We start from the raw sequence: 24,557 nt of genomic DNA, 5'->3' as shown, positions 1-24,557 counted from the left end.
GAGAATAATGTTTAAAAACAAATCAAGCGGGTACTCTTCTTCAGTGAATACCCGCTCAATTTTTTTTACTGATGGGAGACTAGATATCTCATGCTTCAAGCCCCACCTATTGTACTTTTGTTTGTCTTTTCCATATTCATTCTTGTAATTTTAAATTTTCTAAAGAGAAAGACTCAATCTATTAATGCAGTTTTATTCCTGATACTTTTTCATATCACATTAGTAGTTTCAATTACTTTATTTCCGATTCCTATTCAAAAAAATTTATTATCAGATCTGAGATCAACTAATTCGGTTAGTGTCCATAACTTTATTCCACTTAAGAGTATTATAGAATTACTGACTAACTCCGTTAGCCCTACTGTTTACCTCAAACAAATAGTTGGAAACATTATTATGTGTGTTCCCTTCGGTTTTTTATGGCCTATTCTCATTAAAAGAATTACTTTAAAAAGAATGCTTGTTCTCGCGATATCTATTGGATTTGGAATCGAAGCAACTCAATATATAATAAATACTGCTATTGATTATGATTATCGTAGCATTGACATAGATGATGTGTTGCTCAATTTCATAGGTGTGTTACTTGGATATTGTTTACTTTTACTTTTAAATAAGAAATCAAAAAAAACGCTTACAACTATTCCATCCAAAAGAGCGGATCGAATGTGACCGGGATCGGGGTAGTTTCCTGATTTCAGGTTACTGTAGATTCTGCGACGAGTATATACCGTCGGCATAACAACATAGAAGTAGATCCCCGATCCTTACCGGCATCGGGGATTTTTATTTGCTGCGCTAGATCTCTCTTACGCTATGCACTTGACTTGGTGTTTACACCAAGTTGTAACATGAGCGATGCAATGGTCAACAGCTTGATGATGCCCGTCATTATTCCGCTCAATAAAGAGAAGGATAGGTGAGGAGAAATATCCGTACAAATGAAGAAGGTAGGCTTGATTACGGGAGCCAACAGAGGGCTTGGATTCGAAACGGACCGGCAATTAGGCAGTCTGGGGTGTACGGTTCTGCTAGGAGCGAGAAACAAGGAGAAAGGAGAAGAAGCGGCAGCCAAACTGCAAGCTCATAATTTTACGTTTGCTTTCCAACTCACCTTAAATAATAATCAAACAGCTCTCAACTTATGACAAGGTGGGGGCTGTTTGATGCTTACGGAGGTGGGAAATTTGGAGGACATTGGTTTGCTTTTGATGTATTTGGTAGCAGTAACCAACCATCCGAAGTGTTGTTCCCAAGACCATACTCAGAAATCCTAAGCACAGATGAACTGATTAAAAAAGCAAAAGAAATAGTGCAGTTCCATTCGGGAGTGTTCATCAGGATTAGGAAGGGTAAAGAAATAGGATGGGAAATCAACACATTACCGGAAACAGAAGAAAGTGAAGGATTACAACATCCTGAGGCTGAAATAGAAATTCGTCCATTGATTCTTCGTATTTTGAAATTTACGGGATGGACATTGCTATCGGAAATAAAATAAAGTCTAGTTTTATGTAATTGTTTTGGGAACACCAGTAGAAATTATACTGGTGCTTTTTTATATGATTGAGGGGGGCTACCCAGTACCGAATGACCCCATAATTCAACCAATAACACATATAACCCATGTATTACCCATAAGAAGATTTCGTCATTTTGATTGTACGCACATCAACGCTTTATTTTTACTGCCTGAACAACGCTATTCCGTTACAGCGAACAGGTCGAATTATGGTCAGTTACCATCATGATTGACCTGTTTTTTGTTATCTTCGTTATCTCACAGTTTTTTGAAAATGCCAGCAACTGTAGAATACGCCACCTCGATAAAGGCGGTGAAAACTTACGGAAAGAAATTGGACCTTCTAGGAAAAATAGCTCGAACAATCATATTGTCAGGACTTATCTGCCAATTGTCCGCAACGAATGGGAGAGGAATGGGATGAAGGGTATTTTGGGGAGACGGGAGTTTGTTATTTTTTTGACTACCCTGCAGTAGACGAAGACCAGACTATTGAATTGGATTATCCTGCTTTCTATTATTATTTAAAAGAAGCAAGCACGGATTATTTAATTCGATATCCGAATGCCAAAGATGAGGTTGAAGCTCGATTAGAGGAAATTAAACAAAAGTTCAATATCTCATAATGGAATTTTGCCGAGAAAGTTGAGATGGGTTAATAGATTCTATTGTTTGATGGGTTAAAATAATTGATACCGTCCGCGCATCAAGCACCGTCCGTTAAGCTGGAGAGAGATAACGACAGTATGCAAATTCAGCTTTGCATGCCAGGGCGAGACTCCACGATTATTGCCATTTTAGATTGAGTTATGACCATTTTAGGAAATTTGAGTTAATATTTTGTAATAATTCTGTATACTAGAACTAGTAATAAATGAAAGCTTCGATACAGGCTTGAGCCACTTATGAGACGGCAGGTTTATTCATGGCGATTATCATTTTTTTGTCGAATACAGGAGAGGTTGCGATGTTTAAGAAACTGCTGCAGAAGCAGGGCAGTACAGTTAGAACGATGATGATGGGAGCGATAGGAAGATGAAAGGGATCAAAGGAATTTTAGCTGCGCCGTTATTGGCATGTATTCTGATTGCTAGCTTGCATGCTTGGACAGCGTCCCCGGTTCGTGCAGCTTCAACAGCATTAGCAGCTACGGACGAGAACAAGCCTTCTACTTGGGCGCAAGCGGATATCAAGGCGATGATCGCCAAGGGGATTGTCCCGAAGGAGCTGCAAGGCAAATATAAGCAGAACATTACGCGGGAAGAGTACGCGGCTCTTGCCGAACAGGTTATCTATTACATTACAGGAGCTCAGAAACAACTGGAACGGATTATACCGGAATTCCGCTTCGATGATTCGATATCGCATAGTGTCAACCGGGTCTACAGCCTCGGTATCGTCAACGGTGTAACCGATCATACTTTCGAACCGACTAGATATATTGCCCGTAAGGAAGCGGTCGTCATGATGGGTAATCTGCTGTCCTCCATGAAGGTCGAAGGATTATCCTACACGAAAGCCGCTTATATCGATTATGCAGCTATTCCGAGCTGGGCGCACGAGGCTGCTGACGTTACGTTTAATGCGAAAATTTTTGTAGGCAACAGTGCAGGAATGGAGCCGGATAAACCATATACGCGCGAGCAGTCGATCGTAACGATGAAGCGGCTGATCGATTTCGCCAGCAATGTTCAGGGCATTTCGTATCGCGGGAAAATTTATACCAAGTTCGAGGATATTCAAGATGTCTATGTTGGGAACAACTACGTGAAGCTTGGCTCATCGAAGAGCGAAGCGACAGTAGAGCAGATATGGGCTTCCGTCTCGAGTAATTTTCCAAGCATTAGCTCCTTAGGAGATAGTCCGGTACAGGTTGGCGAGTATACGATCGAGACGAACGGTGCAGACTATAAAGTTCGCATCTCTTGGAAGTAAATCGTCCATTGGACACCTGCAAAAATTGAAGCGATCGGGCAGCCCTTCAGGGCTGCTCGCATCGGTTATATCGACTTGGCGGAACGCCGACCACCTTCTTGAACATGCGCGAGAATAACAGGGCGTCCTTGTAGCCGACGGAGCGGGCTGTCTCGGCAATCGACAAGCTGGTTGAGCGGAGCAGCTCGCAAGCTTTGTCCATTCGGTAGCGGAGCAAATACTGCTGAGGCGGTATGCCGAGCGCCTCGCGGAACAGCGTCGCTACATATTTGCGGTCGAGACCGAGGTAATCGGATAGCTGGCGAATCGTCACTTCTTCGTCGTAATGGCGGTGAATGAAATCGACGGCACGCCTTACGTACGTCTCGCGAGGCCTTCGTTCCTCCTCGGCGTCGTTGGTAGCTGGTGCCTGACGGACAAGGGCGGCCAGCAGCTCATACAATACACCCTGCATTTGCAAATCGCCCCCCGGACGCTCAGACAGCTCATTAAATTGGCTGAACCGGTCTTTATCCATGCCCGGCGGATTGTCGAATATCGGGTTGACCGTAAGTGACGTCCGCTGCAAAATCGCATCGATCATCGTGCCCGAGAAGCCGATGCAGCTGTAATGCCATGGCTCATCTAGATCTGACGAATACTGATAAATTTCATTGATTGGCGTGTAGAAACCGTACCCCGCCTCTACGTTATAGATCTGACCTCTAATCGTCAACGTTCCTTTGCCCTCATGGACAAAAAACAGCTTATGATGGTCCCGAACGCCTGGCCCCCAGCCTTGTCCGGGCTCTGACGCTTGTGTTCCCCAATAACAAATTTTGACGTCACGGCTTTGGTTTACTGCAGGACTGGCTTTACTGCTCATCTTCTATTATTCACCTTCTTCCATTTCCACTAGAATCGTTGATGTAGTTCTGACATTATACCATATTGTTCCGTCATTCTTATATTGGGTAAACTAGGATGACAATGCTACAATGATGCCATTACAGACAAGGAGATGTTCTGAGATGGTATACTATGCCAGTGATAAAAGATACGACTCTATGACATATAACCGGACAGGCCGCAGCGGACTGCTGCTGCCGGCGCTGTCGCTTGGCCTGTGGCACAACTTTGGCGGCGTCGATCAGTATGAGAACGGTCGCGCAATGGTGCGCCGCGCGTTCGATTTGGGTATTACCCACTTTGATCTGGCGAATAATTACGGTCCGCCTCCCGGCTCCGCAGAAGAAAACTTTGGCCGTATGCTGAAGCAGGATTTGGCTCCCTATCGCGATGAGCTGATTATTTCGACGAAGGCCGGCTATGGGATGTGGGCAGGCCCGTACGGTGACTGGGGCTCCCGCAAATATTTGATTTCGAGTCTGGACCAAAGCTTGAAGCGGATGGGTTTGGAATACGTTGATATTTTTTACTCGCACCGTCCTGATCCGAACACGCCGATGGAAGAAACGATGGGTGCGCTCGATTATGCCGTTCGTTCCGGCAAAGCGCTGTATGTCGGCATCTCGAACTACTCAGCCGAGCAGACAGCAGAGGCTTCGGCAATTCTGAAGCGTCTGGGCACGCCTTGTCTTATTCACCAGCCGTCGTACTCGATGCTGAACCGTTGGATCGAGGACGGTCTGCAGGATGTACTCGATCAAGAAGGCATTGGCTCGATCGTGTTCTCGCCGCTTGCCGGCGGCGTGCTGACGGACCGTTATTTGAACGGAATTCCGGCCGATTCGCGTGCAGGAGGGGCAAGCGTGTTCCTCAGTGCGAATGACTTGTCCGAAGGCAAGATGGTCAAAGTTCATCAGTTGAACGCCATCGCCAAGGAGCGCGGACAGTCGCTTGCGCAGCTCGCGCTTGCTTGGGTGCTTCGCGGTGGACGCGTAACGTCGGCGCTGATCGGTGCAAGCCGCGTCGAGCAGATTGAGGACAACGTCGCGGCGTTGAATAACTTGGCATTTTCTGAAGAAGAGCTTCGCCGGATCGAGGATATATTGGCGCTGCCGAATTAAGCAAAAAAGAAGCCTGTGCGGTCACGTACAGGCCTTTTGTGGTCTGCTGGTGCTGTCACCTGCTCGCGTGTAACGGGCTTGAGGAGGCCGATTCATTTCAAGAAACGGATCGTGAAAGGGTAGCGGTAATGGCTTCCGTCATTCGCTTTCACGGTGCCGATAAGGGTTAAAATAACCCAGATGATAAGAAGTGCGATCGTAGTAATGATACCAATAACGACCGAGATGAGAATCGTAGAGATGATGAGATAGATGATAAAGCTAATCTGGAAGTTGAGCGATTCCTTTCCTTGCATATCCACATAAGACGATTGGTCGCGCTTGATGAGCCAGATGACAAGCGGTCCAAGCACGGAGCCCAGTGGAATGAAGATTCCTACGAAAGCAAGCAAATGGCACAGCATACCGAACAGGCGGTCTTCCCGCGACAGATGATCAGGATACATCGTAATCCTCTCCTTGATATGGTCCGGATGCGCGGAACTGCAGCACGGACATTTATAGTAGCCTATCGATGAACGATATGCAGCTGTGTCGGAAGCTATTCCGGCTTTGTTCGCATCGATTGGAGACGGGCATGATGCGATATCACGCATTTACAGCCGTTCATCGTGTCCTATATAATATGCCTTAACTTCAAGATTGATTGGAAAATAATGGGGGTAAAAAATGAAACGCATCAGATGGGCTGTGCTAGGTATTATTCTCGTTGTTTTCTTAGGCTCAAATTGCCCCTTCCGGCGTACGGGCAGCCGCAGCGAACACATCAGGAAAGTCATCGTGTGATTCACAGTGGTATGAACCGGCGATGACGGTCGTTCCTCAAGGTAAAATTACGGTCAAAGGTCAGGCGGCGCCTGTCTATTATCAGATCGGCCTATCGAAGGAGATGTATAGTTCTGACGTGAAACTTGGTACCGGAACGGTGAAACGGGTGTACAACAAAATGAAGAACAACGGTGTGACTTATTATGATCTTGGCGATTCGAAGTATGTAAAAGCGAACTCTAACGTCAAGTATGAAGCCGTTCCGCCAAGCGTCCGCAGCTGCATGCAGAATGCGGTAAGCGACTACAACGTGAAGGTATGGGTATCCGAAGCGAAGAAGCTGAAGACTTCGCTTGCTCAGCTTATGTATCTGTTTCAGAGGCTGACCGAGCATGTGACTTACGATTATCCGTTGTACGAAGGAACGGGAGGTGACCCGCTCGGCTATACGAGTAAGGGGGCGCTAGCTAACGGCTTAGCTGTCTGCCAAGGTTATGCGGAGGCTTTTCAGCTGTTGCTTACGAAGATCGGCATAGAGAACAAAACGATATCCGGATATGGGACGAACGGTTCACGGCCAGAACCGCATATGTGGAACCTCGTTAAGCTGGGAGGGCTTTACTATCACGTCGATACGACGTGGGGGGACGGCTATGTCGGCGGACAGTTTCATTATTTTCTGCTGCCAGACCAGGATATGAAACGGGATCATCAATGGAGTATGAAGACGTATGCGACGAGCGACAAATATGCGTATTACAACCGTATCGGCAATGCTTTCTATATCGATTATAAGAATGAGACGTATGATGAAGTCGTGGGCGGGACTATTATGCGTTATCCGATCGGAAACAAATCGAAAGCGGTTCGTATCGCTCCGAAAGAAGATTATGTATATCGAACACCGCAAGTTTATAACGGAAAGATGTATTATTTGACAATCGGGGGCCTCAAGAGGATGTCGCTCGACGGCTCGAACGATCAAATCTTATCTAAGACGGTATCGAACAATTTTATCGTGTTTAACGATAAGGTTTATTATACCCAATCGATAGTCTCCTACGATGGGCCTTACGCATTAAATGTAATCCAAAGTAACTTGGACGGCAGCAGCCCTGAAACGGTATACACGTTCACGGACAGGGATCGGAACTTCGCCGGTTTTTATGTCGCGGAGGACGGTGCGCACAGCACGCTCAACGTCTACACCGATGATAAGAAAATGATACGGCTGGATTCTTTCTAGAAAATAGAACAGACAGCTCCTCCTGCAATAGACGAATGATCGTCAATCGCAAGGGGAGCTTTTTCTTCTTTAAAGCATTCGGCGGAATTCGTCGGTTAGGAGCGGCACGATCTCGAACAAGTCGCCGATGATGCCGTAATCGGCTACGCCGAAAATAGGAGCGTCAGCATCCTTGTTCACAGCGACAATGACGCGGGAGCCGCTCATACCGGCAAGATGTTGAATCGCGCCGCTGATGCCGCAGGCGATGTACAGCTGCGGCGTGACAACTTTGCCCGTCTGCCCGATCTGCAGCGCATAATCACAATAGCCGGCGTCGCATGCGCCGCGGGAGGCGCCTACTGCGCCGCCGAGCACCGAAGCGAGCTGCTGCAGTGGAGCGAAGCCGTTTGCGCTTCGCACGCCGCGTCCGCCGGAGACGATGACGTCCGCTTCGGCGAGGTCGACGGCGCCGGTTGTGCGGCGGACGACGGAATGGACCGTCGTCCAGAGCTTAGGTGCGCGGTAAGGCAGCGCCTTGACCGCGCCGGGGGCGCCGCCTGGCTGCGTCTCAGCCGGCGGCAGATTGTTCGGGCGCACCGACACGACCCACGGTGCGCCCGGCACGATGCGCAGCCGCTCGACGGCTTTGCCAGCGTAGAGCGGCCGCGCGAACACAATGCCGCCATCGCTGCTATGCTCGATGGCGGTGACGTCGGCCGCGTGGCCGGCGCCGATGGCTGCGGCTACGCGCGGCGCGACCTCGCGCCCGAGCGCGGTGTGGCCGAGCAGCACCACGTCCGGCGCCGCCGCCTCGATTGCGGCGGCGATGGCGGCCTGCACCGCCTCGGGCGCGCCGCTGCGCAGGGCGGGGTCGTCGACGACATGGACGACGTCCGCCCCGCAGGCGGCGAACTCGGCGGCTGCTTCGGCCAGCGCCGCGCTGTCCGCGCCGGCGACTAAGGCGTGCACGGCGCCGTCTTCGGCGATACGCCGCGCCGCCCCGAGCGCCTCCAGCGCGACGCGGCGAAGCCGGCCGTCCTTGCATTCCGCGTAGACTAGACATTGTATGCTCATCGGTTGATGGCCTCCTTAGTTTCGTCTTAGGGAAGAGGAGGTGCGATTACAGCACTTTGGCCTCCTCACGGAGCAGTCGAGCCAGCTCGGCGGCTAATTCAGCGGGCGAACCGCCGCCAAGCCGCTTGCCGGCGGAACGAGGCGGGACGCCCTCGATCGAGAGCCGCTCCGTGACGGGCGCTGTAGGACCGCTTGCCAGCTCAGCGCGGCTTGTGACGCGCAGCGGTTTGCGCTTCGCCTTCATAATGCCGGGCAGCGACGGATATCGCGGTTCGTTCAACCCCTGCTGTGCCGTCACGAGCGCAGGCAGGGGAACCTCGACGGTCGCAACGTCGCCTTCAACGTCCCGGTCGGCGATCAGCTTCCCGCCGCTTATCTCGACGCGCACCGCTGCCGATACATGCGGCAGTCCAAGCCGCTCGGCCGTTTGCAGCGCGACGCTGCCTGCGCCCGTATCGACGGCGAACAGACCGGCAAGCAGCAGATCGGGCGCAAGCGGCCGGATGCATGCTGCGATCGCGGCGGCAATTGAAGCGCTGTCGTCGCCAGGCGACGGCTCAATGCGAATCGCCTCATCGGCCCCCATCGCCAGCGCGGTCCGCAGCGCCTCCGCGCACGACTCCGGCCCGCAGGCGATAGCCGTTACCGAGCCGCCGTGCTTCTCGCGCAGCCGCAGCGCCTCCTCCAGAGCGTACTCGTCATAGGGATTGATGATGAGCTTAACGCCGTCCGATGTCACCTGACCGTCTCGGACGACGATTTTTTCCTCTGTGTCGAACGTTTGCTTTATGAGCACGACGATGTGCATCCTGTTCGCCTCCTCATACCGGGCCTTTCATCCGTCGGCCGATGTTGTGCCTGCGGTAAGATTGCCAAGCGTTCTCTTGTCTTAATACTCCTCGTATTCGTGTCCATCAGTGCTACGATATGTTTTATATCATTCGAATAGACTAGCGGAAGCTCGGTTCCATTAGGGAAATCAAAGGGGATACAGCGTTCTTGTTCAAGATGCTACTCACCCGCGATCGCCGACGCATGTTCGCGGGAAGGGACTCATATACTGGAACAACGCGCCGTAATGAAAGCGCTTCAATAACTTGTCCAATGACGAAGTCGCACTAAGGGGGCGGTGCTGCGTTGACAGAGCAGATGGTCATTCGCGCGGTTAAGTGGGTGCTGTTTGCCGCCGTGTCGGGAACGGCTGTCGGCTGGTTCGTGCAGGCAGCGGTAAGACGTATCGGTTATATGCGGTTAGGCCGGGGAACATTTCGTCCTCCTCCACGGCAAGGCAGTAGGGAGGCTCCCGCAGACAGCCGTAAGGACAATCGCGGTGAAATCGGCTCAGCGGAAGGGGACAATCGAGCCGGAGCGGCCGTGTATCATTCCGATGGAAGCGTTGGCGCACAAATATTCGGTCACCGGAAGCTGCTGCGCGATATTCGGAGCGGCATTATGCATTTGCTTCTGTTCTACGGCTTTATCGTGCTGCAGTTCGGGGCGCTGGATTTGATCTGGAAAGGGCTAGCCGGCTACTCGCTGCCGTACGCCCGTCCCGGCTGGTTCTCGTATATGCAGGAGGCAACGGTTGCCGTCGTGCTGGTTGCAATTCTGTACGGTGTCTTTCGGCGGTATGTCGAGCGGCTTCAGCGGCTCCAACGAGGCTGGAGGCCAGCCGTTGTCACGCTGTTCATCGGCGGCATCTGCGTGACGGTGCTGCTGACGCTTGCGTTCGAGCGGATTGCCGACCCCTCTACGGTTCATGACGCGGCATATGCGCCGATTTCTTCAGCTGCTGCGGAGCTGCTTAGACAGATCGGCGTAACGCCGGGAGCGGCTGCGTCCGCCTATGAATCAGCGTGGTGGCTGCATCTGTTCGTGCTGCTGGCTTTTCTGGTCTATGTGCCGCAGTCGAAGCATTTTCATCTTCTCACTGCCCCAGCGAATTTATGGCTGCGCCGCGGCGGTAGGGTCGGCAAGCTTGAGCCGATCGATCTGGAGGACGAGTCGGCCGAGTCGTTCGGCGTTGGTAACATTGAGGATTTTCGGCGTAAGCAGCTGCTCGATCTATACGCCTGCGTCGAATGTGGGCGGTGTACGAACGTCTGCCCGGCTTCGAATACCGGCAAGCTGCTGTCACCGATGCATTTGATCGTAAAGCTCCGTGACCATTTGACGGAAAAGGGTGCTGCCATGACGAAGCGAAGCGCTTATGTTCCCGCCTGGGTGTGGGCATCGGGCGGCTCCGCTGCGGTGACGAACGGTCGGGCCGCAGGCAGCTGCCATGTGATGGGCGCTTCTTTGCCGGTATGGAGCGGCGGCCGCAGCGCGGCGGATACGTCGATCGCCCCGACGATGGAGGCGCAGGCGGAGGCTTGGCAGCTTACTGCGGAACCGGGAGGCAGCGCTGCTGAAGTTGCGTTAATTGGCGGGGTTATGACAGAGGCGGAGCTGTGGTCGTGCACGACGTGCCGCAATTGCGAGGACCAATGTCCGGTTGGCAATGAACACGTGGACAAAATTATCGACATGCGCCGTTATCTCGTACTGATGGAAGGACGATTGCCAGCCGAAGGGCAGCGGGCTATGCAAAATATCGAGCGTCAAGGCAACCCATGGGGGCTGCCGCGAGCAGACCGTGCAGCCTGGATGGAGGCTTGTGCCGAGCAGACGGGCATTACGGTGGAGACGGTCCGCAGCATGATGGAGCGGGGCGAGCGCCCGGATTGGGTCGTATGGGCGGGCACGATGGGCGCCTATGATATTCGGAGCCGCAGAGTGCTGTTCGCGTTCATTCGGCTGCTCGATGCGGCAGGCATTAAGTTTGCGGCGCTCGGCGCGGAGGAGCGCAATTCGGGCGATACGCCGCGCAGACTTGGCAATGAGCTGCTGTACCAGGAGCTGTGCAGGGACAATATCGAGACGCTCAAGCGGTACGGCATTCGCCGCATCGTGACAGCTTGTCCGCATACGTATCATGCGATGCGCAATGAATATCCGGACTTCGGTCTTCACCCGGATACGGAGATCGTCCATCATACGGAGCTGCTAGCCCAGCTGCTGGAGGAAGGAAGGCTGCTGCCGGTACACCGCGTTGTGGAGCGTGCGGCTTATCACGACTCCTGCTACATGGGGCGCTATAACGGAATTTATGATGCGCCAAGGCGCATTCTTCGAGCCATTCCGGGGATAGAGCTTGCTGAGCTGGAGCGCTCCGGCCGTAATGCGATGTGCTGCGGAGCGGGCGGCGGCATGATGTGGATGGAGGAGCGTACAGGCGCCAGAGTCAATGTCGCGCGAGTGACGCAGGCGCTGGCTGTCTCACCGACCGTAATCGGCTCCGGTTGTCCGTATTGCTTGACGATGATGGAGGATGGTCTCCGCCAGCTGGAGCGAGAAGGGGTCGCTGCTCGTGATGTGGCGGAGCTGCTGGCTGTATCCGTACTGGGCGAACATTAAATGAACGGTAATGTCCTTTGAATTGTGGATTCACACAAGGGAGGGGATAGCGTGAATCGATCCCACAGACCGATACGCCGGGCGGCGGTTATCGGCTCGGGTGTTATGGGGGTGGCAATAGCCTGCCATCTTGCAAATTCGGGCATGCAGGTGACGCTGCTCGACATCGCGCCGAAGATGCTTACTCCCGAGGAGGAGAAGGCAGGGCTGACGCTTGACCGCCCTGAGGTGCGCAGACGTCTTGCCGCTGCCGCAATTGCCAGGCTGAAATCATCGAAGCCGGCGGCGCTGTATGATTCGGCATTTGTTAGCCGGATTAGCGCTGCATGTCTGGAGGATGATGCAGCGCTGCTGAGTGAGGCGGAGTGGATCGTAGAGGCAGTGACCGAGCGGCTTGATATTAAGCGCAGCGTTCTGGATACGATCGAGCGGCACCGGTCGCCGGGAACGTTCGTCAGCACGAATACGTCGGGCTTGTCGGTCGCGGCGCTAGCGGAGGGGAGAAGCGAGGAGTTCCGCCGCCATTTTATGGCGACGCATTTTTTTAATCCGCCGCGATATATGAAGCTTGTCGAGATTGTGCCGTCGCCGGATACGGATGAGGCCTCGCTCGCGGCACTGGTCGACGTATGCGAGCGGCAGCTTGGCAAAGGCGTCGTCGTGGCGAAGGATACGCCTAATTTTATTGCGAATCGCATTGGCACTTACGGGATGCTCGTCACGCTGGAGGAGATGGAGCGGTTCGGGCTGACGATCGAGGAGACGGATGCACTGACCGGTCCTGCGCTTGGCCGTCCGAAGACGGCGACGTTCCGTATGCTCGATCTTGTCGGTCTCGATACGCTGCTGCATGTCGTTGACAACGTGCGGGAGCGGAGCAGCGATCCGGAGGATAAGCGAGTGTTCGTGCGGCCGCCGGTGCTGGAGAGACTTGTTCGCGACGGACGGCTGGGGGAGAAAAGCGGTCAGGGCTTTTATCGCAAACGCCGTTCGGCAGCAGGCGGCAGGAGCGAAATCGAGGCGCTGTCACTTATCACACACGAGTATGCGCCTGCTGCGAAGGTGTCGTCACCGATCATCGACGCCTCCAAAGCGGCCAAAGGCGCTGCGGCGAAAGCGCGGGCGCTGCTCGCCTCCGTATGGCAGGCGCCGATCATCTCACCGCCGAAGGGGAAGGCTTCCGTCAGCGGCCTCGCAGGCCCTTCAGGAGGGACAACGGAGCCGTCTCCGCTCAAGGAGGATGGATTGCTGGCCAGCGCTACGTCAGCTGCGCCGGCCGACTTGCGCCCATCATCTGCTGTCTCTGCCCCAGATGAAGCGGCGTCCACTGCCGCCAGTGCCGAGGCTTCGCTGCCGCGTGATGCTCGCTATACGCTGTTCGCCTGGCATTCGCTGAAGCGGACGCTGCTGTATGCGGCACGACAGGTCGGTGTTATAGCCGATTCGATCCTCGATATCGACCGGGCAATGGAGTGGGGGTTTAATTGGGAGCTCGGACCGTTCGCCTTATGGGATGCGCTTGGCGTTGAGCGGACCGTGCAACGGATGAAAGCAGAAGGTGATGCGATACCAGATTGGGTGGAGCAATGGCTGGCGGAAGGGAACCAGACCTTCTATAAGCAGGAAGGAATCGTCCGGCTGTACGTATCGGAGGGGCGTTACCGGGAAGTCGAGGAGCCAGAGGATATCATCTCCCTTCAGTCGTTGAAAGCAGCGGGCCGTATTGTATTCAGCAATGCGGGCGCGAGCTTGATCGATCTTGGCGACGAGGTCGTTTGTCTTGAGTTCCATTCGCAGAATAACGCGATTGGCGCGGATATTTTGCATGCGATTAGACGGTCGGTGTATGAGGTTGAGCGCAACTGGAGGGGGCTCGTGCTGGCGAACGAGGGGCGTAACTTCTGCGTCGGAGCGAATTTAATGCTGCTGCTGATGGAGGCGCAGAGCGGCGACTGGGATGAGGTTGAGGACATCATCCGGATGTTTCAAGGCAGTATGCTGCAACTCAAAAGAATGGCCCGTCCCGTCGTGGCTGCTCCGCACCGGATGACGCTCGGCGGCGGCGTCGAAGCGTGCCTGCCGGCTGATCGGATCGTATATTCTCCGGAGACGTATTTCGGGCTGGTCGAGACAGGTGTCGGACTTATTCCGGCTGGCGGCGGCTGTAAGGAGGCTGCCATTCTGGCTGCATCCCGCATGCACAAGGTGAATGCGGCCGGTTCGCTGCACGAGCAGCTTGCTGCGCTGTTCGAGACGATTGCGATGGCGAAGACGACAACGAGCGGCTATGAGGCGGCAACTCTTGGCTTCATGCGGCCCGGCGACACCGTTATTGCGAGACAGGATGCTCGCATAGCCGAGGCGAAGCGGGCTGTGCTGGCGCTGGATCGGGCCGGATATGCTGCGCCTGATCCGGAAGCGCGCATCACCGTTGCCGGCCGCGAGGGCAAAGCGCTTCTGCTGGTAGCCGTCGATTCAATGCAGCGCGCGGGCTATATTAGCAGCTATGACGCCCATATAGCGGCTAAGCTTGCGCATGTGCTTGCCGGCGGCGATGCGCATCCAGGTGCGGAGGTGAGCGAGCAATACTTGCTCGATCTGGAATGCGAGGCGTTTCTCGCGCTGCTCGGCGAGCCGTTGACCCAGCAGCGGATGCGCCACATGCTTGAAACCGGCAAGCCGCTCCGGAACTAGGACATTCGGCTCTATTAATCCCGCTGGAAGGAGATGAGCGCATGCCATTGGATAGGGATCGCGATCCCGTTATCGTGTCGGCCGTTCGTACGGCGGTTGGCAAAGCGAAGAGAGGCTCGTTGTCGCAGACGCGAGCCGAGGATTTAGGCCGGGCTGTGCTGCGCGCCGCCGTTGAGCGGGTGCCGGGGCTGTCGCCCGGCGATATCGAGGACGTCATTATCGGCTGCGCAATGCCCGAGGGGGAACAGGGTCTTAACTTTGCTCGGATCATGTCGTTATACGCCGGCTATCCGAATACGGTGCCGGCGCTAACGGTCAACCGGTTCTGCGCCTCCGGCCTGCAGGCGATCGCTTATGCTGCTGACCGCATCCGGCTTGGCGATGCTGACGTAATCGTCGCTGGCGGAGTCGAGAGCATGAGTCATGTGCCGATGACTGGCTTTCGGTTGTCGCCGCATCCGTCCATCGTCGAGACGATGCCCGAGGCTTATATGGGCATGGGGCATACGGCTGAGGAGGTCGCGCGCCGCTACGATGTAAGCCGGGAAGCCCAGGACGCCTTCGCAGCAGCCAGTCACGCGAAAGCGGCTGCCGCAATCGAAGCCGGAAGATTTAAGGATGAAATCGTTCCAATCGAAGTTACGCTTGGCTCGGTCGATGCGTCGGGAAGACCGAAGGAACGACGGTTTGTCTTCGATACAGACGAAGGAGTAAGGCCGGATACGACGGTGGAGAGGCTTGCCTTGCTGAAACCTTCTTTTGCGCGTGATGGCAGGGTGACAGCGGGCAACGCCTCGCAGATGAGCGACGGAGCGGCGGCGGTCGTTATGATGAGCCGTGCCCGTGCCCGGCAGCTTGGCGTAAGACCGCTGGCGGCATTTCGCGCTTATGCAGTGGCAGGCGTCGCGCCGGAGGTAATGGGGATCGGCCCGATTGAAGCCATTCCGAAGGCGGTCGCCCGGGCCGGCATTACGCTGGATCAAATCGATCTGTTCGAGCTGAACGAGGCGTTCGCGGCACAGTGTGTGCCGATCATCCGCGAGCTTGGATTACCGGAGGAGGCGGTCAATGTGAACGGCGGTGCCATTGCGCTCGGTCATCCGCTCGGCTGTACAGGAGCGAAGCTGACCGTATCGCTTGTCCATGAGCTGCGCAGAAGAGGGGCCAGGTATGGCGTCGTGACGATGTGCATCGGCGGCGGTATGGGCGCTGCCGGCGTATTCGAGGCAGAGCCGACCGTACAGGCTCATATCGTAACCCCAACGAGCGACGAGAGGAGCGTGCAGTGAAGATGGCGACGAACCATGCAGCGAGCGGCGGCCGATTCGTCGTGGAAGATACGGCGCCGGATACCGTGGTAACGCCCGAGGATTTAACGGAAGAACAGCGGATGATGGCAGATGCGGCGAGAGCGTTCATCGAAGGGGAGGTGAAGCCTCGCGATGAACAGCTCGAGAAGCTCAATTATGAGCTTACTGTTGATTTGATGCGCAAAGCTGGGGAGCTCGGACTGCTTGGCGCCGATGTGCCGGAAGCGTATGGCGGGCTCGGACTCGATAAGGTGAGCACGACGTTGCTTGCCGAGACGATGGCGGAGGCTTCCTCGTTCGCGCTGTCGGTTGGCGCGCACGTAGGGATCGGCACGCTGCCGATCGTCTTCTTCGGTACGCCGGAGCAGAAGGCGCGCTATTTGCCAGACCTTGCCGCGGGTACGCGCATTGCGGCGTACTGCTTAACGGAGCCGGGCTCCGGGTCGGACGCACTCGGAGCGAAGACGACAGCGCGGCTGTCGACTGACGGCACCCACTATTTGCTTAATGGCTCTAAGCTGTACATTACGAACGCTGCATTCGCAGATGTGTATATCGTATACGCGAAGGTGGACGGGGAGCATTTTACGGCCTTTATCGTCGAGCGGGGGACGCCGGGCTTCACGGTCGGGCCGGAGGAGAAGAAGATGGGCATCAAAGGCTCCTCGACTTGTCCGCTGTTCTTTGAGGATGCGCCAGTACCGGTCGGTAATGTGCTCGGTCAGGTTGGTAAGGGCCATCTGATCGCTTTCAACATTTTGAATATCGGCCGTTTCAAATTAGGAGCAGGCTGTGTCGGAACCGCGAAGGAGACGATTGCGCTGGCAGCGGAATATTCGGCTTCGCGCAAGCAGTTCGGCCGGTCGATTCAATCGTTCCCGTTAATCGGGGAGAAGCTTGCGGATATGAACATCGCGGCGTTCGTTACCGAGAGCATGGTATACCGGACAGCTGGGCTTATCGACGAGCGACTCAGGACGGCGGACCCGAATGCGTCCGATGCAGGCGCGCAGGCAGCGAAGGCGATTGCGGAATATGCGCTTGAATGCTCAATCGTCAAAGTATTCGCGACGGAGGCGCTCGATTTCATTGCGGATGAGGGGGTGCAAATCCACGGCGGCTACGGCTACATCCAGGAATACAAAATCGAGCGAATATACCGCGATTCGCGTATTAATCGTATTTTCGAAGGGACGAATGAGATCAACCGGATGCTCATTCCCGGCACCTTGATGAAGAAGGCGCTGAAGGGAGAGCTTCCGCTCCTGCACAAAGCGCTCGAGCTGCAGGAGGAGCTGCTGCAGCCGATGCCGCTGCCTTCGTTCGAAGGAACGCTCAGCCGTGAAATATATCGGCTCGGCCAAGCGAAGAAGACGTTCCTTGCTATCGGAGGGCTCGCCGTACAGAAGCTCGGCTTGCGGCTTGAGCAGGAGCAGGAGGTGCTCGTCGCATTGGCTGATATCATGATCAGCATCTATGCGATGGAAAGCGCGCTGCTGCGCGTACGGAAGCAGCTCGCCCGGGGCGGCGATGCGGCAGCTGGCAATGCGGTCGATATGACCGTCGTATTCGTGCAGGATTCGATGGAGAAGATTGAACGGCTCGCCCGCAAGACGCTTGCGGCTATCGAGCAGGGCGACGCACTGCAGGTACAGCTGTCGGTATTGAAGAAGCTGATGCGCGCTCCATTGATCGATTCGATCGCGATTAAACGGTCGATCGCCGAAAGGGTGAAGACGGCTGGCCGGTACGTGGTGTAAATGCAGCCGATGTCGGGATGAGAGCCCAAGCAAGCCAAGCGCAAGAGTCGATTGCGAGCGGAAAGGGTGAGGACGATGGAACCGATCGAGCCGCGTCCGTGGCTGCGCCATTATCCTAGGGAGGTAGCCGAAACTTGCACCTATCCTGATCTTGCGGTTACCGACCTGCTGCTGGAAACCGAGCGTAAGTATGGCGGTCGGCCGGCCATTTATTTCTTGGGTCGGACGTTGACGTACAGCAAGCTGCTCGATGACGTCCGCCGTATGGCGGGCGCTCTGAGAAGGCTGGGCGTTACGAAAGGAGACCGCGTCGCAATCATGCTGCCGAATTGCCCGCAAGCGGTCATCTCGTATTATGGAGCTTTATTCGCCGGGGCTATTGTCGTTCAGACGAACCCGCTTTACGTTGAGCGGGAGCTGGAGCATCAATTGGCTGACAGCGGCGCGTCGGTCATCATTACAGTTGATCTGCTGTATGCTAGACTCGCAAGAGTAAGAGGTGAGCATCCAGAACTAGGACCTGTGCCCGATCTTCGTGCCGTTATTGTTACTTCTATTAAAGATGGGCTTCCATTTCCGAAAAATATATTGTACCCGCTTAAACAGCGCAAAGAAGGCTTTCGCCCTAATATCCCATACGGGAGACTGGGAGTCTATGCTTATTCCCGTCTAATGGCGGATGCGAAGCCTGCGTCAGACCCGGTTACGGTCGATCCGAGTAATGATCTGGCGCAGCTGCAATATACAGGAGGCACGACAGGTCTTGCCAAAGGTGTGATGCTCACTCATCGTAACCTGGTCGCTAATATGGTGCAGACGTCGGCCTGGATCTATAAAGCAGAGGACGGCAAGGAGCGGTTTCTGGCTGCTCTGCCGTTGTTTCATGTATTCGGGTTAACCGTATTGATGAACCTGTCGGTCTTTAAAGCGGGCGAGCTTGTGCTGCTGCCGCGCTTTGAAGCCACTCAGGTGCTGAGGACGATTAAAGAGCGGCGTCCGACGCTTTTTCCCGGAGCCCCGACGATGTATGTGGCGCTTCTTAACCATCCAGAAGCGGGCCAGCTGGACTTGTCCTCTATCGAAGTATGCATCAGCGGCTCGGCGCCGCTTCCGCTAGAGGTTCAGCAGCGCTTCGAACAGCTTACGGGTGGAAGGCTGATCGAAGGATACGGCTTGACGGAGGCGTCGCCGGTGACGCATGCCAACCCGATATGGGGGAAGCGCAAAATCGGCACGATCGGGCTTCCGTTTCCGGATACGGACTGCATGATCGTCGATCTGGATACCGGGGAGCCGCTTCCGCCCGGCCACATCGGAGAGCTTGTCATACGCGGCCCGCAGGTCATGCGGGGATATTGGAACCGCCCTGACGAGACGGCTAAGGTGCTGAAGGATGGCTGGCTGTATACAGGTGACCTTGCGACGATGGACGAGGACGGTTATTTCGCTATTGTGGATCGGATCAAGGACGTAATTATTGCGGGCGGCTTTAACATCTATCCCCGTGAGGTAGAAGAGGTGCTGTATGAGCATCCGGGCGTTCGTGAAGCGGCGGTGCTCGGCATTTCGGACGATTACCGGGGGGAGACCGTCAAAGCGTATATTGTGCCCAAGGAAGGCGTTGCGCTGACGGAGGGGGAGCTTAACCGGTGGTGTCGGGAGCGGCTGGCGCCGTTCAAGGTGCCGCATTTGTACGAATTCCGCAGCGATCTGCCGAAGACGATCATCGGCAAAGTACTCAAGCGGAAGCTGCATGAGGAGCTTGAGGAGGGAACGCGATGATGCCGCCAGATTCAGAAGATTGGGCGCGGATGGAGGAGAAAGCCCGGTCGACGTTCTGGGGGGAGCTCGGCTGCGAGGTTGAGAGCGCCGAGCCGGGCAAAGCGGCCGTTCGGTTGTACTGCGAGGAGCGTCATCTGAATATGGCGGGGCTTGTTCACGGAGGCGTGCTGGCGTCGCTGATGGATAATGCGATGGGGCTGGCGGTTATGCTGGCGTTTCCCGGTGAGCTGCTCGTTACCGCACAGCTGAACATTCATTATTTAGCCTCTTCGACGGGGGGATGGATACGCTGTGATGCCTCAATGGTGCACCACTCGAGACGGACGGCGACGATGCAGGGGCATATTTACGGGGATGATGGTAAGCTGCTAGCTTGGGCTAGCAGTGCCTTCCGCAGTACAGGCTCAATTGCAATCAAAACGTAACATTTGGATACGTTTCGATTGGTTGAAAGGGGAGGTTCTTTTCGATATACTTAACTTTATCTGGAAAATGGTTGTAAGGGGGCGTCAGGATGGTTGAAGGTTGGGTTACAACCCTGGTTGTCGTTTTTGGCGTGGCCGTTGCGGTTTTAGGTGTTGTCGCATATTTGCGAATGTTCAGGAAAGATGCGGGTGCTGCCGGATACCGATCGACAGCAGACAACAGCCATACTAGCCCCTCAGCCCCTTCCCAATTAACGGATACGCAAATTTTGTCGGACGATGGAGATCGAAGTTTGTAGATTAAGATTTGTTAATTTTTATATTCTGAACCGTATTAATTTGAGTGTTCCCTTTTATATCTAATTGTCTGATGGTATAATAGTAAGAAAAGTTCAAATTGAATATCAATTTTGACCGTGAGGAATTGCTGCGATCCGCCTATGTCGGATTAGCGGCTGCCGTGCTGCCTTCCGTAATCGTATCGTGAAGTTTGAGGATAACCACCAACGCTTAGGGGGGAGATTTCATGGCCAAGCATAGCCAGAATGAAGTCAAGGAAAGCCTGAAAGAGCTCACGAGAATTTTCCAGCCGAAAGATCCGCGTAAGTTTGTGAAGGATTATATTCGCAAATATCGGATAACCGGTGGCTACGAAGAAGAGTTGACGATGCTGGTGGAAGACGAACTAGGCAAGCTGAATTCCTCGGTCGGTTGAACTGAAACGGTTGATGAATAGATTCATATAGCAGCCTTACTCCTGAATGGAGTAAGGCTTTTTTTTGTTGTTAATGGATTTGGGCAAGGTTGGTTAACTTAATATTGTTTAATTTGGACGACTAGCGGGGGGGTGTGCAGATCTGATCGAATTGAAGGGGATAACGAAAGTGTACCGGTCTCGTGCAGGGATAACGGAAGCGATTCGCGGAATTGATCTGCATGTGAGAAGCGGAGAAATATTTGGCGTCATCGGCCATTCCGGGGCGGGCAAAAGCACGCTGCTGCGTTGTGTCAACCTGCTGGAAAGACCGACGACGGGTACCGTTACAGTCGGCGGCGTCGAGCTGACGAAGCTGGGCGCAAGACAGCTGCAGCAGCAGAGAAGGCGGATCGGAATGATTTTTCAGCATTTCAATTTGCTTTCGACAGCAACCGTGCGCGACAATATTGCGTTTCCGCTGCGACTTGCAAAGCGCCCCCGGGCTGAAATTCGCGAGCGGGTGGAGGAGATGATGAAGCTGGTCGGTCTGGAAGGGCACGGAGATAAATATCCTTCTCAGCTGTCCGGCGGGCAGAAGCAGCGAGTCGGCATCGCCCGAGCACTCGCGAATAAGCCGGAGGTGCTGCTGTGCGACGAAGCGACCTCGGCGCTGGACCCGCAGACGACAGAGTCAATTCTGTCTCTTCTGCTCGGCATCAACGAGAGGCTGGGCTTAACGATTATGCTCATTACCCATGAAATGAACGTGATCCGTTCGATATGTGACCGAGTCGCGGTCATCGATAATGGCGTGATTGTTGAGTCGGGCGATGTAATAGATGTCTTCCTGCACCCGCAGCAGCGAATTACGAAGGAATTCGTCGCACAATCAGGTGATGCTTCGGGCGAGTTCGCTTCAGAGATCGACGGCGTTCGTCGAGGAAAGCTGCTGCGGGTCCGGTTCAAAGGCGGATTAACATATGAGCCTGTATTGTTTGAAGCCGTGAAGGAGACAGGGGCTGTATTCTCCATTTTGCAGGGCACAGTGTCACGGATGAAAAGAGTGCCGTACGGCCATTTGCTCGTCGATGTCCGCGGCAGCAGTGCCGACATGGACCGAATTGTGAAGCGGCTTCATAAGGAGGGCATTGAGGCGGAGGTGCTTGCATAATGCTTGGTAATTTCAGCAATGTTAAGCCGGATGAGCTGCGTGAAGCGGCGTATGCCACGCTTCGCATGCTTGGACTATCCCTTTTGTTTACGGTTGTGCTGGGGCTGCTGCTTGGGATATTGTTGTTTCTTACTTCTCGTGGCCAATTGCTGAGCCAGCCTGCGGTGTATGCTGTTCTATCGTTTATTGTCAATGTGCTGCGGTCCATACCGTTCATCATTCTGATGATTACCATTATGCCGTTCACGAAATGGCTGACTGGCACTTCGATTGGCGTCAAGGGCTCTATACCGCCGCTTGTTGTGGCAGCTGCGCCGTTCTTTGCGCGGCTGGTGGAGACAGCGCTGCGGGAGGTCGATCGCGGCGTTATCGAAGCAGCGCAGGCGATGGGCGCATCGAGCTGGACGATCGTGCGCCGTGTGTTGATTCGGGAAGCAGGAGGCGGTCTCATCGCGGGCATTACACTTACAGCGGTTACGCTGGTCTCTTTCACAGCGATGTCGGGCGTGATCGGCGGCGGCGGCCTCGGCGATCTGGCGCTGCGCTATGGTTATCAACGGTTCCAGACGGATGTCATGTTCGTCACCGTCGTGCTGCTGGTGCTGCTTGTGCAGCTGCTGCAGTCGCTCGGCGATCTGTTGGTTCGACGGATTAGTCGCAAGTAGAACTAAGTAGTGATTCATTTAACGACAGCGGAGGTTGAATGGCATGAGGTTTCGAGAATTTTGGTATAGACGGTCGGTTCACTTGGCTGCAGTTATGCTGCTAGTTCTCGCTTTGACGTCGGCATGCGGGGAGAAGAAGACGGAAGACAATATCGAACCGGACAATGGAGCAGCTGGCGAGACGCCAGCGGCAGCCGTTCTGAAGGTCGGAGCGACGCCGATTCCGCATGCGGAAATTTTGAAGGAGGTTCAGCCTATGCTTAAGGAGCAGGGCGTCGATCTGCAAATCGTAGAGTTCAACGATTACGTGCAGCCGAATGTACAGCTGTACGAGAAGCAGCTGGACGCTAATTTTTTTCAGCATACACCATATTTAGAGCAGTTCAATCAAGACAAAGGGTATGACTTGGTGAAGGTGACTGGGGTGCATATCGAGCCGCTGGGAGCATACTCCAAGAAGCTGATTCAAATCAGCGATTTGAAGGAAGGCGCGTCTGTCGCGATTCCGAATGATGCTACGAATGGCGGGCGGGCGCTGCTGCTGCTTGAGAAGAACGATTTGATTAAGCTGAAGGAGGGTGCTGGTGTAAATGCAACCGTAGCGGATATTGTCGATAATCCGAAGAAGCTGAAGCTGAAGGAGCTAGAAGCGGCGACTCTTCCGCGCGTATTGGATGAGGTAGCCCTTGCGGTCATTAATACGAACTATGCGTTGGAGGTTGGGCTCGTCCCGACGAAGGATGCGTTGTTCTTAGAGGACAAGGACTCTCCTTATGTCAATATTCTCGTGTCCAGGCCGGACAATAAAGACAGCGATGCGATGCAAAAGCTGGCTAATGCGCTGAACAGCGAGCAGGTTAGGACCTTCATCGATCAAAAATATAGTGGTGCCGTTGTGCCGGCATTCTAGAGGATAAAAATTCCGAACGTTCTACCTCCCGCTTCCATGTTCTTATATTTATTCAATACGAATAAATTAGCTATGAAGAACGACGGGAGTGATGGACGCGATGGAAAGAAAAACGCAGGATGAAATTCGCCGCATTGCCAAAGCGGGGCGAGTCGTGGCTGAATGCCACCGGGCTATCGCCAGCCGCATTGCCCCCGGAGTCACGACGCTTGAAATCGACCGGTTCGTCGAGCGCTTTATGCGTGAGCGCGGGGCAACGCCTGCGCAGATTGGGTATAAAGGCTATCCGTTCGCGACATGTGCGTCCGTCAACGATGTAGTATGCCATGGTTTTCCGGACGCAGAGCCGCTAGAGGAGGGCGACATCGTGACGATCGATATGGTGGCGGACGTAGATGGATGGAAGGCTGACTCGGCGTGGACGTATGCGATCGGCAAGACGACACCGCGCGTGAAACGGCTGCTGCGGGCAACGCGTACCGCTTTGGAGCGGGCGATCAAGCAGGCTGTGCCTGGCAAGCGATTGGGTGATATCGGACATGCGGTCAAATCGAGTGCGGAGGAAGCAGGCTTCTCCGTCGTGACGAGCTTCGTCGGACACGGCATCGGACGCGAGATTCACGAGCTGCCGAAGGTAGAGAACAACGGACGCGCCGGCAAAGGGCTGCTGCTGAAGCCGGGTATGGTTATTACAATTGAACCGATATTGACAACGGGTTCCCCAGACGTATGGATCGGGCAGGACGGCTGGACTGCTCGAACGCAGGATGGCGCGCTCGCAGCGCAGTTCGAGCATACAGTAGCCGTATCGGAGCGCGGGCCCGTCGTGCTGACGGAATGGTGAAGCCGATCGGATCGCTCTTGCCTGCAAGTATGAGAAAGCATGCAAGAAGTGCAGTAACATTATCTTAAACTGCCCTAGTGGCGTCGAAGCCTGCGCGTTGTGCAGGCTTTTTGGGTGTAAACGCCGATCAAGCGCTCGATGGTGTACGGAAGCATGTATAATGTACAGTAATTACATCTCTTTAAGCTACAGTGGCGCTCAATGCCTGCATTATATACAATAACGCAGGCTTCTGCCGGTTGGCGAGAGAAGTTCCGGTTGGCGAGAGAAGTTCCGGCTGGAGATCGACCGTCTCGAGAGGCCCAGC

Annotated in this window: 23 protein-coding genes; 19 read left to right on the top strand and 4 right to left on the bottom strand. The window is 54.5% G+C overall.

Annotated features, from left to right (window positions below; genetic code table 11):
- Positions 1 to 90: 90 nt before the first annotated feature.
- The 5 genes from PXY01_RS17995 (at position 91) to PXY01_RS17975 (ending at position 3,457) form a co-directional block, all read left to right on the top strand.
- Positions 91 to 672, top strand: a complete 582-nt coding sequence (locus PXY01_RS17995; RefSeq protein ID WP_127571829.1) for a VanZ family protein — start codon at positions 91 to 93, stop codon at positions 670 to 672.
- A 269-nt stretch (positions 673 to 941) separates the two neighbouring features.
- Complete coding sequence (locus tag PXY01_RS17990) at positions 942 to 1,148, top strand: SDR family NAD(P)-dependent oxidoreductase (protein WP_127571827.1); 207 nt, start codon at positions 942 to 944, stop codon at positions 1,146 to 1,148.
- Positions 1,145 to 1,501, top strand: a complete 357-nt coding sequence (locus PXY01_RS17985) for a hypothetical protein (protein ID WP_127571825.1) — start codon at positions 1,145 to 1,147, stop codon at positions 1,499 to 1,501. The genes PXY01_RS17990 and PXY01_RS17985 overlap by 4 nt, the downstream gene beginning before the upstream one ends.
- Positions 1,502 to 1,926: 425 nt before the next feature.
- Positions 1,927 to 2,148: a ribonuclease toxin immunity protein CdiI gene (cdiI, locus tag PXY01_RS17980; protein ID WP_127571824.1), complete on the top strand. Its 222-nt coding sequence runs from the start codon at positions 1,927 to 1,929 to the stop codon at positions 2,146 to 2,148.
- A gap of 409 nt (positions 2,149 to 2,557) precedes the next feature.
- Positions 2,558 to 3,457 carry an S-layer homology domain-containing protein gene (locus PXY01_RS17975; protein WP_127571822.1) on the top strand — a complete coding sequence of 300 codons (900 nt, stop codon included), beginning with the start codon at positions 2,558 to 2,560 and terminating at the stop codon, positions 3,455 to 3,457.
- Between the two features lie 46 nt (positions 3,458 to 3,503).
- On the opposite strand, the gene PXY01_RS17970 is transcribed toward PXY01_RS17975, so the two are convergent.
- Complete coding sequence (locus tag PXY01_RS17970) at positions 3,504 to 4,322, bottom strand: AraC family transcriptional regulator (protein ID WP_127571820.1); 819 nt, start codon at positions 4,320 to 4,322, stop codon at positions 3,504 to 3,506.
- 145 nt (positions 4,323 to 4,467) lie between these two features.
- Here PXY01_RS17970 and mgrA point away from each other — a divergent pair, with 145 nt between their 5' ends.
- Positions 4,468 to 5,466 carry an L-glyceraldehyde 3-phosphate reductase gene (gene mgrA, locus PXY01_RS17965; protein ID WP_127571818.1) on the top strand — a complete coding sequence of 333 codons (999 nt, stop codon included), beginning with the start codon at positions 4,468 to 4,470 and terminating at the stop codon, positions 5,464 to 5,466.
- Positions 5,467 to 5,558: 92 nt separating this feature from the next.
- On the opposite strand, the gene PXY01_RS17960 is transcribed toward mgrA, so the two are convergent.
- Positions 5,559 to 5,912 (bottom strand): DUF4870 domain-containing protein, encoded by a 354-nt coding sequence (locus PXY01_RS17960; protein ID WP_127571816.1) that lies wholly within the window; start codon positions 5,910 to 5,912, stop codon positions 5,559 to 5,561.
- Between the two features lie 362 nt (positions 5,913 to 6,274).
- Between PXY01_RS17960 and PXY01_RS17955 the strand changes: the two genes are divergently transcribed.
- On the top strand, positions 6,275 to 7,480 hold the full coding sequence (locus PXY01_RS17955) for a transglutaminase domain-containing protein (RefSeq protein ID WP_127571814.1): 1,206 nt from the start codon (positions 6,275 to 6,277) through the stop codon (positions 7,478 to 7,480).
- Between the two features lie 69 nt (positions 7,481 to 7,549).
- Here the strand turns inward: PXY01_RS17955 and PXY01_RS17950 are convergent, their stop codons facing one another.
- Complete coding sequence (locus PXY01_RS17950; protein WP_127571812.1) at positions 7,550 to 8,536, bottom strand: electron transfer flavoprotein subunit alpha/FixB family protein; 987 nt, start codon at positions 8,534 to 8,536, stop codon at positions 7,550 to 7,552.
- A 46-nt stretch (positions 8,537 to 8,582) separates the two neighbouring features.
- Positions 8,583 to 9,344: an electron transfer flavoprotein subunit beta/FixA family protein gene (locus PXY01_RS17945; RefSeq protein ID WP_127571810.1), complete on the bottom strand. Its 762-nt coding sequence runs from the start codon at positions 9,342 to 9,344 to the stop codon at positions 8,583 to 8,585.
- Positions 9,345 to 9,685: 341 nt separating this feature from the next.
- Here PXY01_RS17945 and PXY01_RS17940 point away from each other — a divergent pair, with 341 nt between their 5' ends.
- The 12 genes from PXY01_RS17940 (at position 9,686) to map (ending at position 24,250) form a co-directional block, all read left to right on the top strand.
- Positions 9,686 to 11,992, top strand: coding sequence for a (Fe-S)-binding protein (locus tag PXY01_RS17940; RefSeq protein WP_127571835.1), 2,307 nt, complete (start codon positions 9,686 to 9,688; stop codon positions 11,990 to 11,992).
- A gap of 51 nt (positions 11,993 to 12,043) precedes the next feature.
- The gene (locus PXY01_RS17935) at positions 12,044 to 14,686 is read left to right on the top strand and encodes a 3-hydroxyacyl-CoA dehydrogenase/enoyl-CoA hydratase family protein (RefSeq protein ID WP_127571808.1); all 2,643 of its coding nucleotides are present in this window, start codon (positions 12,044 to 12,046) and stop codon (positions 14,684 to 14,686) included.
- Between the two features lie 41 nt (positions 14,687 to 14,727).
- Positions 14,728 to 15,975: an acetyl-CoA C-acyltransferase gene (locus PXY01_RS17930; protein ID WP_127571807.1), complete on the top strand. Its 1,248-nt coding sequence runs from the start codon at positions 14,728 to 14,730 to the stop codon at positions 15,973 to 15,975.
- A gap of 2 nt (positions 15,976 to 15,977) precedes the next feature.
- On the top strand, positions 15,978 to 17,756 hold the full coding sequence (locus PXY01_RS17925; RefSeq protein ID WP_127571805.1) for an acyl-CoA dehydrogenase FadE: 1,779 nt from the start codon (positions 15,978 to 15,980) through the stop codon (positions 17,754 to 17,756).
- A 75-nt stretch (positions 17,757 to 17,831) separates the two neighbouring features.
- Positions 17,832 to 19,538, top strand: coding sequence for a long-chain-fatty-acid--CoA ligase (locus PXY01_RS17920; RefSeq protein ID WP_127571803.1), 1,707 nt, complete (start codon positions 17,832 to 17,834; stop codon positions 19,536 to 19,538).
- Positions 19,535 to 19,963 (top strand): PaaI family thioesterase, encoded by a 429-nt coding sequence (locus tag PXY01_RS17915; RefSeq protein ID WP_127571801.1) that lies wholly within the window; start codon positions 19,535 to 19,537, stop codon positions 19,961 to 19,963. The genes PXY01_RS17920 and PXY01_RS17915 overlap by 4 nt, the downstream gene beginning before the upstream one ends.
- A gap of 89 nt (positions 19,964 to 20,052) precedes the next feature.
- Entirely contained in the window at positions 20,053 to 20,262 is a 210-nt protein-coding gene (locus tag PXY01_RS17910; RefSeq protein WP_127571799.1) for a hypothetical protein, read from the top strand.
- 227 nt (positions 20,263 to 20,489) lie between these two features.
- Positions 20,490 to 20,678 carry a hypothetical protein gene (locus PXY01_RS17905; RefSeq protein WP_006038752.1) on the top strand — a complete coding sequence of 63 codons (189 nt, stop codon included), beginning with the start codon at positions 20,490 to 20,492 and terminating at the stop codon, positions 20,676 to 20,678.
- 142 nt (positions 20,679 to 20,820) lie between these two features.
- Positions 20,821 to 21,831 carry a methionine ABC transporter ATP-binding protein gene (locus PXY01_RS17900; protein ID WP_127571797.1) on the top strand — a complete coding sequence of 337 codons (1,011 nt, stop codon included), beginning with the start codon at positions 20,821 to 20,823 and terminating at the stop codon, positions 21,829 to 21,831.
- Positions 21,831 to 22,496, top strand: a complete 666-nt coding sequence (locus tag PXY01_RS17895) for a methionine ABC transporter permease (protein WP_127571795.1) — start codon at positions 21,831 to 21,833, stop codon at positions 22,494 to 22,496. The genes PXY01_RS17900 and PXY01_RS17895 overlap by 1 nt, the downstream gene beginning before the upstream one ends.
- Positions 22,497 to 22,539: 43 nt before the next feature.
- Positions 22,540 to 23,406, top strand: a complete 867-nt coding sequence (locus PXY01_RS17890) for a MetQ/NlpA family ABC transporter substrate-binding protein (protein ID WP_127571793.1) — start codon at positions 22,540 to 22,542, stop codon at positions 23,404 to 23,406.
- Between the two features lie 100 nt (positions 23,407 to 23,506).
- Positions 23,507 to 24,250, top strand: a complete 744-nt coding sequence (map, locus tag PXY01_RS17885) for a type I methionyl aminopeptidase (protein ID WP_127571791.1) — start codon at positions 23,507 to 23,509, stop codon at positions 24,248 to 24,250.
- Positions 24,251 to 24,557: the final 307 nt, after the last annotated feature.

The sequence above is a fragment of the Paenibacillus xylaniclasticus genome (genome assembly GCF_004001065.1).
GTDB classification, from domain to species: Bacteria; Bacillota; Bacilli; order Paenibacillales; family Paenibacillaceae; genus Paenibacillus_T; species Paenibacillus_T xylaniclasticus.
The sequence above is the reverse complement of the archived record's forward strand: the minus strand, read 5'-3'. Positions and strand labels throughout refer to the sequence as shown.

Excerpts from the sequence above, each read along its gene's own strand:
- PXY01_RS17915 (WP_127571801.1), top strand. The coding sequence starts at position 19,535 with ATGATGCCGCCAGATTCAGAAGATTGGGCGCGGATGGAGGAGAAAGCC.
- cdiI (WP_127571824.1), top strand. The coding sequence starts at position 1,927 with ATGGGAGAGGAATGGGATGAAGGGTATTTTGGGGAGACGGGAGTTTGT.
- PXY01_RS17985 (WP_127571825.1), top strand. The coding sequence starts at position 1,145 with ATGACAAGGTGGGGGCTGTTTGATGCTTACGGAGGTGGGAAATTTGGA.
- PXY01_RS17970 (WP_127571820.1), bottom strand. The coding sequence starts at position 4,322 with ATGAGCAGTAAAGCCAGTCCTGCAGTAAACCAAAGCCGTGACGTCAAA.
- PXY01_RS17890 (WP_127571793.1), top strand. The coding sequence starts at position 22,540 with ATGAGGTTTCGAGAATTTTGGTATAGACGGTCGGTTCACTTGGCTGCA.
- PXY01_RS17925 (WP_127571805.1), top strand. The coding sequence starts at position 15,978 with ATGGCGACGAACCATGCAGCGAGCGGCGGCCGATTCGTCGTGGAAGAT.
- PXY01_RS17990 (WP_127571827.1), top strand. The coding sequence starts at position 942 with ATGAAGAAGGTAGGCTTGATTACGGGAGCCAACAGAGGGCTTGGATTC.
- PXY01_RS17960 (WP_127571816.1), bottom strand. The coding sequence starts at position 5,912 with ATGTATCCTGATCATCTGTCGCGGGAAGACCGCCTGTTCGGTATGCTG.
- PXY01_RS17895 (WP_127571795.1), top strand. The coding sequence starts at position 21,831 with ATGCTTGGTAATTTCAGCAATGTTAAGCCGGATGAGCTGCGTGAAGCG.
- PXY01_RS17930 (WP_127571807.1), top strand. The coding sequence starts at position 14,728 with ATGCCATTGGATAGGGATCGCGATCCCGTTATCGTGTCGGCCGTTCGT.
- PXY01_RS17995 (WP_127571829.1), top strand. The coding sequence starts at position 91 with ATGCTTCAAGCCCCACCTATTGTACTTTTGTTTGTCTTTTCCATATTC.
- map (WP_127571791.1), top strand. The coding sequence starts at position 23,507 with ATGGAAAGAAAAACGCAGGATGAAATTCGCCGCATTGCCAAAGCGGGG.
- PXY01_RS17910 (WP_127571799.1), top strand. The coding sequence starts at position 20,053 with ATGGTTGAAGGTTGGGTTACAACCCTGGTTGTCGTTTTTGGCGTGGCC.
- PXY01_RS17940 (WP_127571835.1), top strand. The coding sequence starts at position 9,686 with ATGGTCATTCGCGCGGTTAAGTGGGTGCTGTTTGCCGCCGTGTCGGGA.
- mgrA (WP_127571818.1), top strand. The coding sequence starts at position 4,468 with ATGGTATACTATGCCAGTGATAAAAGATACGACTCTATGACATATAAC.
- PXY01_RS17920 (WP_127571803.1), top strand. The coding sequence starts at position 17,832 with ATGGAACCGATCGAGCCGCGTCCGTGGCTGCGCCATTATCCTAGGGAG.
- PXY01_RS17975 (WP_127571822.1), top strand. The coding sequence starts at position 2,558 with ATGAAAGGGATCAAAGGAATTTTAGCTGCGCCGTTATTGGCATGTATT.
- PXY01_RS17950 (WP_127571812.1), bottom strand. The coding sequence starts at position 8,536 with ATGAGCATACAATGTCTAGTCTACGCGGAATGCAAGGACGGCCGGCTT.
- PXY01_RS17905 (WP_006038752.1), top strand. The coding sequence starts at position 20,490 with ATGGCCAAGCATAGCCAGAATGAAGTCAAGGAAAGCCTGAAAGAGCTC.
- PXY01_RS17945 (WP_127571810.1), bottom strand. The coding sequence starts at position 9,344 with ATGCACATCGTCGTGCTCATAAAGCAAACGTTCGACACAGAGGAAAAA.
- PXY01_RS17955 (WP_127571814.1), top strand. The coding sequence starts at position 6,275 with ATGACGGTCGTTCCTCAAGGTAAAATTACGGTCAAAGGTCAGGCGGCG.